The organism is Prosthecobacter sp., from assembly GCF_020439865.1.
Taxonomy (GTDB): Bacteria; Verrucomicrobiota; Verrucomicrobiia; order Verrucomicrobiales; family Verrucomicrobiaceae; genus Prosthecobacter.
Window position 1 is genome coordinate 1 of record NZ_JAGRPF010000201.1, and the last position, 10674, is coordinate 10674.

The window sequence follows — 10674 nt, forward strand, 5'->3', positions numbered from 1 at the left end:
CGTCGCAAGACTGCTGGCCAAACTGAAGGAAGTCGCTCCCGAAGAGAACACGCTGATCATTTACGCCTCAGACAACGGCAGCTACCGCAAGGACCGAGTTGGCAACCTGCGCGGCCAGAAAGGCCTGAACTGGGAAGGCGGCATCCGCGTGCCGGGCATCTACTGCTGGCCGGGTGTCATTCCCGCCGGTCGTGTGGAAACCACCCCCGGCGGGGTCATCGACACCCTGCCGACCGTCTGCGGCCTGCTCGGCATCGCACCGCCGAAGGACGTCCATCTCGACGGCTCCGACCTCGCCCCCCTGCTTCGATCCGGCGACGTCACTAAGTTTACCCGCCATCAACCTCTCTTCTGGCACCTGCAAAAGTCGCGGCCCATCGTCGCCATGCGTGACGGCCGGTTTTCCCTCGTCGCGGAGCCGGACTACGAACTCTCCACCGACAACATGTTTCAGGAATCCTGGATTCCGAAGATCAAGTCAGGGGGCTACGTCAACTTCCAACTCTACGACCTCGAAGCCGACCCGTCGCAGGAGCACGACATCGCCTCGTCCAATCAGGAAGTCGTCGAACGACTCAAAAAGAAGCTGCTCGAAATCAACGCCAGCATCATGGCCGACGGTCCCGACTGGCATTTGACGGCGAAACCTTGACGCCTGCGACTCTCCCCTCCCATACTCGCCACTCTCCATGAACACCCAATTCCCCGCTGAACGCATCCTTCTCGGCCCCGGCCCCAGTCCTGTCCCCTCGCGTGTGCTGCGTGCGCTCGGCGCACCGACGCTCGGTCACCTCGATCCTCAATACGTCGCCATCATGGACGAAGTCTGCGAGATGCTGAGGCAGGTGTTTCGCACGAAGAATTCGCTCACCTTTCCCGTCAGCGGCACCGGCATGGCCGGCATGGAGTGCATCGCCACGAATCTCATCGAGCCCGGCGACGAGGTGATCGTCTGCGTGAACGGCGTCTTCGGCGGCCGCATGAAGGACGTCATGGAGCGCTGCGGTGCCACGGTGCATGCCGTCGAGGCCGCGTGGGGCGATGTCATTCAGTTCGATCAAATCGCCGCCGCACTCGACCAGCATCCAAAATCGAAGCTCGTCGGCATCGTGCATGCCGAGACGAGCACCGGCGCGCTGCAACCGCTCGAGGGTCTCGCTGATATCGTGCATAGCAAAGGTGCGCTGCTGGTCGTCGATGCCGTCACCAGCCTCGGCGGTCACGAATTGAAAGTCGATGACTGGGGCATCGACGCGATCTACAGCGGCACGCAGAAGTGCCTGAGTTGCCCGCCCGGTCTCGCACCGGTGAGTTTCGGCGACCGCGCCCTCGCCATCATGGATTCGCGCAAGACGAAGGTGCAGTCCTGGTATCTCGACGTCTCGATGCTGCGCAAATACTACACCTCCGGCGGTGGCGGCCGCGTGTATCATCACACCGCGCCGATCAACATGACCTACGCGCTGCGCGAGGCGCTCGCGATCGTGCTGGAAGAAGGACTCGAAGCCCGCATCGCCCGTCATGCGCAGATGCATCAGCGTTTGCGATCCGGACTGGAGTCGATGGGCATCAGCTACGTGCCGAAGCACTCGCTGCACACGCTCAACTGCATCCACATCCCCGCCGGAGCCGACGACGCCGGTACACGCAAGCGCCTGCTCGAAGAATACGGCATCGAAATCGGCGCCGGACTCGGCGTCATGGCCGGCAAAGCCTGGCGCATCGGCCTCATGGGCCACGGCGCGACCGTGCGGAACGTCGATCTCGTGCTCACGGCGCTGCAGAACGTGCTGAAATAATCAGTCGCTCATGTCCACCGCGCTTGATCGTCTGGCTGCATTGTTACCGCCGGAGCGCCTGCTCGTGCGTCCGGTGGAACTCGCCGCTTACGAAAGCGACGGCCTCACCGCGTTTCGCACGCGGCCGCTCGCGGTGGTCGTGCCGGAGACGACGGATGAAGTGATCGCCATCGTGCGGCTGTGTCATGAGTTGAAACTGCCGTTTGTCGCACGCGGCAGCGGCACGAGTCTTTCGGGTGGTTCGCTGCCCATCGCGGAAGGAATTGTGATCGCGCTCAACCGTCTCAATCGCATCCTGAAGCTCGATCCGGCGCAGCGCATCGCCGTGGTGGAGCCAGGGGTGGTGAACACGCAGGTCACGCTAGCTGCCGCGCCGTTCGGATTGCACTACGCGCCCGATCCATCGTCGCAAAGCATCTGCACCATCGGTGGAAACGTCGCCTTCAACTCCGGCGGCGCGCACTGCCTGAAATACGGCATGACGGCGAATCACATCCTTGGCATCAAGGCCGTGCTCGGCACCGGCGAGGTTGTCGAATGGGGCGGTGGCAGCCGCGAACGGCTCGGCCCGGACTGGTGCGGGCTGTTCACCGGCAACGAAGGCCTCTTCGGCATCGCGCTGGAGATCACGCTGCAGCTTTTGCCGAAGGCGGAATGCTTTCACACCGTGCTCGCGGGCTATTGCACGCTCGAACAGGCGGGCGACGCTGTCTCCGCCGTCATCGCGAGCGGTTTGCTGCCTGGCGCCATTGAAATCATGGACGCGCTCGCGCTGGAGGCCGCAACGGCCGCGGTGCATGCCGAGTATCCGCCGGGATGCGAGGCGGTGCTCATCGTGGAGCTCGAAGGGCCGCACGAAGTTGTCGCCATCGAACGTGAACGACTCGATGCGATTCTCTCAGCCAGTTCGCCCGTCGAAATGCGGCCCGCACGCGATGCCGAGGAGCGCCTCGCCATCTGGAAAGGCCGCAAGAGTGCCTTCAGCGCCGTCGGCAGGCTGTCGCCGGATTTCATCGTGCAGGATGGTGTCGTGCCGCGTCGTCGATTGGGCGAGGCGCTGCGCCGCATCGCCGAGATGTCGCAGGAGACCGGTCTCCGCGTGGCGAATGTGTTTCACGCTGGCGATGGCAATCTGCATCCGCTCATTCTTTTCGATGGTCGCGAAGAGGGCGCGCTGCATCGCGCCGAGGATTTCGCGGGCCGCATTTTGAGAATGTGCATCGAAATGGGCGGCTCCATCACCGGCGAACACGGAATCGGAGTCGAGAAGCGCGACTTCCTGCCCGATATGTTCACCGCCGACGAGATCGACTGCATGCAGCGCCTGCGTGCCGCGTTCAATCCGCTTGGTATCGCGAATCCCGGCAAGATGTTCCCGGGAAGCGAAGCGCCATCGCTGTCCCATGTCGGTCTGCATCCGCTGGAGAAGGCCGGCGTCATTTCACGCGAATGATTTCTCCCGCCACGCTCACCGAACTCCGCGACGCCGTGCTCTCCGCGCCGCGCGTGATCGCCGTGGGCGCGGAGACGAAGCCGCGGCTTTCGGCGGCGGAGACGGTGAAGATATCGACGCGGCCGTTGAGCGGCATCACCGAGTATGAGCCGAGCGAGTTCACCTTCTCTGCACTCGCTGGCACGCCGGTGCGCGAGATCATCGCGGCGCTGGACGAGAAAGGGCAGTATCTGCCTTTCGATCCGATGCTCGTTGAGGCCGGCAGCACCATCGGCGGCGTGGTGGCGAGCGGTTTGAGCGGGCCGGGACGTTTCCGCTACGGCGGCGTGCGCGATTTCATCCTTGGCGTGCGCTTTGTTGATGGCCTGGGCCGCTTGTTGAGGCTCGGCGGCAAGGTGGTGAAAAATGCGGCAGGCTTTGACGTGCCGAAGTTTGTCGTCGGCAGCCTCGGAAGATTCGGCGTGATTGGCGAAGTGACCTTCAAAGTGTTTCCGAAGCCGGAGTCAACGTTCACACTTCAAATGCCGTTCTCCTCTGAAAAGATGGCTCAACTCGCGAACTCGCGTTTCGAGATCGATGCACTTGATGTGCTTCCAGGCGGTGAAACGATGCTCGTGAGGCTTGCCGGACCTGCCAAGGCGCTGGAAGTGCTCGCGAAGGAGATCGGCGGTGAAGTCACCGACAGCACGGTGTGGCGCGTGATCCGTGAAACGCCGTGGAGTTTCAAAGCCGACATCACACTGGACCAGATCAACGATTTCAAGACTGCGCATGTGAGCTGCGGCGGCAACGTCGCCTTCTCGAACGCGCCGCCGCCTCGCGGCATGACACTGCGCGGTGATTCGCCGCTGTGGATCGGCGGGCGGCCTCGATTTGCCATCGAAGCCGCGGTGAAGCAGGCGCTCGATCCGCAGAACCGTTTTCCAACTCTCGACGACTGATGCTGCACGAGATCGACACCACCAAACTCGGCCCGCTGGGCGAACCGATGGCGAAGGCGGTGTCCGCTTGCGTGCATTGTGGGTTCTGTCTGGCCGCGTGCCCGACGTATCGTGAACTCGGGCAGGAGATGGACACGCCGCGCGGGCGCATCGTGTTGATGAAGGAGGTGCTGGAAGGCAAGATGAGCTTTGAGGCGGCGCAGCCGCATGTGGATCGCTGTCTCGGCTGCCTCGCGTGCGAGCCCGCGTGTCCAAGCGGTGTGCCGTATCGCGATTTGATCAGCCCATTTCGTGCGCTGGCGGCGCCGAAGATGAATCGCAGTCCACTCGAACGGCTGCGGCGATTCTTCGCGGCGCAGACCGTGCCGTTTCCAAATCGGTTTCGTTTGGCCGCCTGGCTGGGACAAATGGGACGGCGGTTGCCGATGCCGAAGGCGATGCGTCCGATGTTGGATTTGATCCCCGATGAGATTCCTCCAGCGCAGACGTGGGAGACGCAGTATGCGGCTCAGGGAGAGAAGCGGGCGCGGGTGGCTTTGCTGCTCGGTTGCGCGCAGCAGGTGCTCGACCCGGACATCAACACAGCGACGATCGAGGTGCTGACGCGAAATGGCGTCGAGGTGGTCATTCCACGCTCGCAGGGATGCTGTGGAGGTCTCGCATGGCACACGGGCGATCTGGAGGCGGCACGTTCGTTTGCTCGGCAGAATATCGACGCGTTTCCGGACGATGTGGACGCGATCCTCACGAATGCCGCAGGCTGCGGCTCGGCGATGCATGAATACCATCTCGTTCTCCGAGGCACGCCGGACGAAGCGCGCGCGGAAGCATTCAGACATCGAGTAATGGATGTGAGTGTGTTTTTGGCGAAGCTCGGTCTGCGTGAACCTTTGCGTGAAACGAAACTCAAAGCTGCCTACCACGATGCCTGCCATCTCTCGAACGCGCAGAACGTCCGCAAGCAGCCGCGTGATCTTTTGAAAGCCATTCCGGGTCTGCAACTGCTCGAAATCGGCGACGCGCATCTTTGCTGCGGCAGCGCGGGCAGTTACAACATGGACCAGCCCGAGATCGCGGCTTCGCTCGGCGAACAGAAAGCGAAGAACATCATCGCCACCGGCGCTGAGGTCGTCGTCACCGGCAACATCGGATGCATGACGCAGGTGAAACTTCATCTGAAGAAACTCGGATCACCGACTCAGGTGAAACATACGCTGCAAGTGATCCGTGATGCCATGCTTCCATCATGACCTGGTCCCAAAACTACGATCCTCTCGGCAGTCTCATTCTTTCGTCGCTTGTCGCGGCGCTGCCGGTGGTGGTGCTGCTGGGATTGCTGGCCTTCTGGCATGTGCGCGCGCATCTGGCGGCGCTGGCGGGTCTGCTCGTCGCGGCGTGGATTGCGATCTTTGTGTATCACATGCCGGCACAGCTTGCGGGCATGGCGGCGGTGAATGGCGCGGCGTTTGGGCTGTTTCCCATCGGCTGGATTGTGTTGAACGCGATGTTTGTGTACAACCTGAGTGTCGAGACAGGCCAGTTCGCCGTGCTGCAAAAGCAAATCGCGGGTGTCTCAAGTGATCGACGCATTCAGGCGCTGCTGATCGCATTCAGCTTTGGCGCGTTCATCGAAGGGGCGGCGGGTTTTGGTGCGCCGGTGGCGATCACGGGGGCGTTGATGATTGGTCTCGGTTTCAAACCGCTCGAAGCCGCGAAACTCGCGCTCATTGGTAACACAGCGCCGGTCGCGTTTGGATCGCTCGGCACGCCGTTGACGACACTGGCGGACATCACGCATCTCGATCTGCATCTGCTCAGCGCGATGGTGGGCAGGCAGCTGCCGTTGTTCTCATTGATCGTGCCGTTCTGGCTGGTTGCGGCACAAGTCGGATGGCGCGGCATGCTTGGTGTGTGGCCCGCGTGCTTGGTGACGGGATTGAGCTTTGGTGTGATGCAGTTTGTGATGAGCAACTTCCACGGTCCTTGGCTGGTGGACATCGTGAGCGCGGTGGTCGCGATGGCAGCGCTCGTTGGATTCATGAAGGTGTGGAAACCGGCGCTCGCCAATGAGCATGTGAATGAAGAACCAGCGGGTGGTGCATCGGGCGCGGCATGGAAGGCCTGGCTGCCGTGGATCTTCCTCACTGCTTTCGTCTTTGCATGGGGCATGCCCGCGGTGAAGAGCGGACTGAACGCCACCTTCAATCAGGAGATCGAGGTGCCGGTGCTGCACAAGGCGGTCGAACGCGTGCCGCCGGTGGTGGTGCATGCGGAACTAGAGAAGGCGGTGTTCAAATTCAACGCGCTCTCCGCCACGGGGACAGCGGCGATGATTGCGGGCGTGCTTGCGGGCTTCTGTCTCGGCCTGGGGCCGGTGCGCATTGCGAAACTGTATGCGACGACGATTTGGAAGCTGCGCGTGCCATTGCTGACGATCTCGCTCATGCTCGCGCTGGGCTATGTGACACGATACAGCGGAACGGACACGACGATGGGCCTCATGATGGCGTCCACGGGCGCGTTGTTCCCGTTTTTCTCGCCGATCATCGGCTGGCTCGGCGTGGCGCTCACGGGCAGCGACACGGCGTCGAACGTGCTGTTTGGGAATCTGCAGCAGGTCACCGCGAACCAGTTGCATCTCTCGCCGATTCACATGGCGGCCTCGAACAGCTCCGGTGGCGTGATGGGCAAGATGATCGACGCGCAAAGCATCGTCGTCGCCGCCGTGGCGACAGGCGGTCATCCGGACAGCCCTGATGCAGGCACGGTGCTGCGAAGTGTCTTCTGGCACAGCGTGGCGCTCGCGCTGCTCATGGGCGTACTGGTGATGGCGCAGGCGTACTGGCTGCCGTGGATGGTGGTAAAATAGCCGCGTAGGAATTTGCATTGGCGGCACCGGGGGGTGTAAGACTCTGCTTGTCAGTTGGGGAGGAATCCCCTTATGGTGGAGTCAAGATGAGTACGCGCAAACACGACGCCAAACCAGACGGCACTCGTCCCACGGAGTACGAGATGCGCTTCTTCTTCGAGCATTCGATGGAACTGCTTTGTGTCGCAAATTTCGAAGGGCGGTTCACCAGACTGAATCCGGTGTGGGAAACGGCGCTGGGATTCACTCGCGCGGAGCTGATGGCGGTGCCCTATGTGGAGTTCATCCATCCGGATGACATTCCAGGAACTGCGGCCGAGGCAAAGAAGCTCAGCGAGGGGGCGCTCACGCTGTCTTTTGAGAACCGCTACCGTCGCAAGGACGGCAGTTACATCTGGTTGCTCTGGCACGCGATACCGGACCCCGACCGTGGCCTGATTTTTGCCGCCGCGCGTGACATTACGTCAAAGAAACAGATGGAGCAGGAACTGAGGGATGCCACGCGGTTGCAGGAGGCGATTTTGGACGGTGCGAATTTTAGCATCATCTCCGGCACGCCTGAGGGCATCATCACAACTTTCAATGCCGAGGCCGAGCGCAATCTCGGCTACTCTGCAGACGAGGTGATCGGCAAGGTGACTCCCGCGATCATCCATGACCCTGACGAGGTTGTTCGGCGCGCGGCCGCGCTCTCGAAGGAACTGGGCCGTCCGGTGGAGCCGGGATTCGAAACCTTTGTGGCCAAGGCACGGCTCGGCGTGCCGGATGAGAATGAATGGACCTACATCCGCAAGGACGGCAGCCGCTATCCGGTTCTGCTATCGGTGACGGCTTTGATGGACAAGCGAGGGCAGATCACCGGGTTTCTCGGTGTGGGGCAGGACATCACAGCGCGCAAGCAGGCGGAGGAAGCGCATCGAATTTTGTCCGACCGTCTGCAACTGGCGACTCGGGCGGCCAATGTGGGCATCTGGGATTACGACGTGGTGCATCAGCGGCTGGTGTGGGACGATTCCATGTACCAGCTCTATGGCATCACGGCGGAGACTTTCACCGGCGCCTACGAGGCATGGGAGGCCGGGCTGCATCCTGACGATAAGACGGAGCAGGCGGAGCGGCTGCAGAAGGCGTTGCGCGGAGAGGCCGATTTCGACACGGAGTTCCGCGTGGTGTGGCCGGATGGCACCGTGCGGCACATCAAGGCGAACGGCACCGTACAGCGTGACAGCGATAGCAAGGCGGTTCGCATGATCGGTACGAACTGGGATATCACGGAGGCGAAGCTTGCCGCGGAGAAACTGCAGGCGATGAACGCCGAGTTGCTCGCCGCCAAGGCGGAGGCGGAACGCGCCAACCATGCCAAGAGCGAATTCCTCGCGCAGATGAGCCATGAAATCCGCACACCAATGAACGGCATCATCGGCATGACCGGCGTGGCGCTCAACACGAAGCTCACCGCCGAGCAGCGTGAGTACCTCGACTTAGTGCGTTCCAGCGCTGATGCGCTGCTGGCGGTGATCAATGACGTGCTGGACTTCTCCAAGATCGAGGCGGGCAAGCTCAGTCTCGATCACACGGAGTTTCGCATGCGCGAGATCATCGGGGACACGATGAAGACTCTCGCCAACCGGGCCAACGAGAAGAAGCTGGAACTGGCCTGCCACTTTCACCTCGATGTGCCCGAGATGCTATCAGGTGATCCAGGACGGCTGCGGCAGATCGTGGTGAACCTTGTCGGCAATGCGATCAAGTTCACCCACGCGGGCGAAGTCGTTCTGGACGTGGAAATGGAGTCCGAGTCTGAAGACTCCTGCATCCTGCATTTCGCCGTGAGGGATACAGGCATCGGCATTCCGGCGGACAAGCAGGCGGCCATATTTGAGGCCTTCACCCAGGCGGACACTTCGACGACGCGTGAGTACGGTGGAACGGGTCTGGGACTGGCGATTTCCGCGCGTCTCGTGGGGCTGATGGGCGGAAACATCTGGGTCGAGAGCGAGGTGGGCAAGGGGAGCACGTTTCATTTCACTGCGAAGCTTGGCCGTGCGGTTGATTCTGCCGAGCATGGGGTTCCGTCACGTTTGGCGCGTTTGCATGAGCTGCGGGTGCTTGTGGTGGATGACAACGCAACGAACCGCCGCATTTTGGAGGAGACGCTGGGGAGCTGGAATATGCGCCCGACCTTGGCGGATGGAGGAGTGGCGGCCATCGAGGTCATGAAACGGGCGGCGGAGTCCGGGGCGCCGTTTGGGATCGTCCTCCTCGATTTCCACATGCCGAAGATGGATGGATTCACCCTCGCCACGCGATTGCGGGAGATTGCGCCCACGCCCGTTGTGATGCTCACCTCCGGTCCGCGTTCCGGAGATGCTGAGCGTTCTCGTGAACTGGGAATCGCCTCCTGTCTCACCAAACCGGTGAAGCAATCGGAGCTTCTCGACGCCATGCTCGGCGCCCTGCATGTGGGCCGTTCCCTGCGCGGGCATCGGACGGCACCCCCGAACACATCGTCTGCAGCGAAAGGCACCGGAGAACGCCGTCTGCGGGTTCTGGTTGCCGAAGACAATGCAGTGAATCAAAAGCTCGCGGCCCTGCTGCTGGGTGAAAAGGGACACACGTTCGTCATTGTGCCGAACGGCCGGGAGGCATTCATCAAGGTCAAACGTGAGTCGTTCGATCTCGTGCTCATGGATGTTCAAATGCCGGAGATGGACGGCTTCCAGGCGACGGCCGCGATCCGGGCCTACGAGAAATCAGCCGGGGGCCACCTCCCGATCATCGCGATGACCGCCCATGCTCTCAAAGGCGACCGCGAACGCTGTCTCGCGGCCGGCATGGACGGCTACGTATCCAAGCCAATTCAACCCGCCGATCTTTGGAGTGCAGTCGAGGAGTTGCTGCCGTCCGTGGCATCGTCGAAACAACCGTCTGCAACACCCGCCATGGCAACACTTCATCCCGAAGATGCCGCCATCCGGGACCATGCGCTGAAGTCTGCCAGTAACAATCCTGACTTCCTGCGTCAGCTCATCAAGGTATTCATCGCAGAGTCCGAGACGCTCATGTCGGGCATTCATGCGGCCGTGGCCGATGGCGACGCCAAGGCGCTGCACGGCCACGCTCATTCGCTCAAAGGGGCGCTGGCATTGTTCGGCTCGAATGCCGCCACCACGGCCGCGCAGCAGCTGGAGTTTGTCGGTCGGGAGGAGAGGATTCAGGATGCGGCGGAGGCATTTGAGAAGCTGGAAACAGAAATCGCCCGTCTGCGGCCCACGCTTGAGCGGATGTTGGAGTGAGGTGAAACGGGCGCCGATCGGAGCGGCTCGGGTGACACCTTTCCGCAAACACCACGCGGCCATGAGCGTTGACTGTGCAGCCCGTTGCCATGCTCACCCGCCGCCAGCTTCTTCAGACCTCCGGACAAGGATTCGGCGCGCTGGCCTTTGCCTCGCTGCAGGCGGCGGAGACGCAGCATCGCTCGGAGGTGGTGGTGCCGAAGGCGAAGCGCGTCGTGCAGCTCTTCATGGGCGGCGCGGCGAGCCATATCGATCTGTTTGATTACAAGCCCGCGCTGATCAAGCACCACGGCGAGGAGTCCGACTTCGGCGAAAA

The 10674-nt window shown here is 62.0% G+C and carries 8 protein-coding genes; all 8 read left to right on the plus strand.

Going from position 1 to position 10674, the window contains the following annotated elements; genetic code table 11:
- A partial coding sequence (locus tag KDL09_RS21975) for a sulfatase-like hydrolase/transferase (protein WP_294389954.1) occupies positions 1-652 on the plus strand: 652 nt, incomplete at its 5' end.
- Between the two features lie 37 nt (positions 653-689).
- Entirely contained in the window at positions 690-1799 is a 1110-nt protein-coding gene (locus KDL09_RS21980) for an alanine--glyoxylate aminotransferase family protein (protein WP_294389958.1), read from the plus strand.
- Between the two features lie 10 nt (positions 1800-1809).
- A complete protein-coding gene (locus KDL09_RS21985; protein ID WP_294389961.1) occupies positions 1810-3252 on the plus strand; it encodes an FAD-linked oxidase C-terminal domain-containing protein in 1443 nt (480 codons plus the stop codon).
- A complete protein-coding gene (locus tag KDL09_RS21990) occupies positions 3249-4193 on the plus strand; it encodes an FAD-binding protein (protein WP_294389964.1) in 945 nt (314 codons plus the stop codon). The genes KDL09_RS21985 and KDL09_RS21990 overlap by 4 nt, the downstream gene beginning before the upstream one ends.
- The gene (locus KDL09_RS21995; protein ID WP_294389966.1) at positions 4193-5443 is read left to right on the plus strand and encodes a heterodisulfide reductase-related iron-sulfur binding cluster; all 1251 of its coding nucleotides are present in this window, start codon (positions 4193-4195) and stop codon (positions 5441-5443) included. Before KDL09_RS21990 ends, KDL09_RS21995 begins: the two co-directional genes overlap by 1 nt.
- Positions 5440-7062 carry an L-lactate permease gene (locus tag KDL09_RS22000; protein WP_294389969.1) on the plus strand — a complete coding sequence of 541 codons (1623 nt, stop codon included), beginning with the start codon at positions 5440-5442 and terminating at the stop codon, positions 7060-7062. The genes KDL09_RS21995 and KDL09_RS22000 overlap by 4 nt, the downstream gene beginning before the upstream one ends.
- A gap of 86 nt (positions 7063-7148) precedes the next feature.
- Positions 7149-10358, plus strand: a complete 3210-nt coding sequence (locus tag KDL09_RS22005) for a response regulator (RefSeq protein WP_294389971.1) — start codon at positions 7149-7151, stop codon at positions 10356-10358.
- A gap of 89 nt (positions 10359-10447) precedes the next feature.
- Positions 10448-10674 (plus strand): DUF1501 domain-containing protein (locus tag KDL09_RS22010; protein ID WP_294389974.1); only part of this gene is annotated, 227 nt, incomplete at its 3' end.

Coding starts and splice junctions, on each gene's coding strand:
- KDL09_RS21985 (WP_294389961.1), top strand. CDS start 1,810: ATGTCCACCGCGCTTGATCGTCTGGCTGCATTGTTACCGCCGGAGCGC.
- KDL09_RS22005 (WP_294389971.1), top strand. CDS start 7,149: ATGAGTACGCGCAAACACGACGCCAAACCAGACGGCACTCGTCCCACG.
- KDL09_RS21990 (WP_294389964.1), top strand. CDS start 3,249: ATGATTTCTCCCGCCACGCTCACCGAACTCCGCGACGCCGTGCTCTCC.
- KDL09_RS21995 (WP_294389966.1), top strand. CDS start 4,193: ATGCTGCACGAGATCGACACCACCAAACTCGGCCCGCTGGGCGAACCG.
- KDL09_RS22000 (WP_294389969.1), top strand. CDS start 5,440: ATGACCTGGTCCCAAAACTACGATCCTCTCGGCAGTCTCATTCTTTCG.
- KDL09_RS21980 (WP_294389958.1), top strand. CDS start 690: ATGAACACCCAATTCCCCGCTGAACGCATCCTTCTCGGCCCCGGCCCC.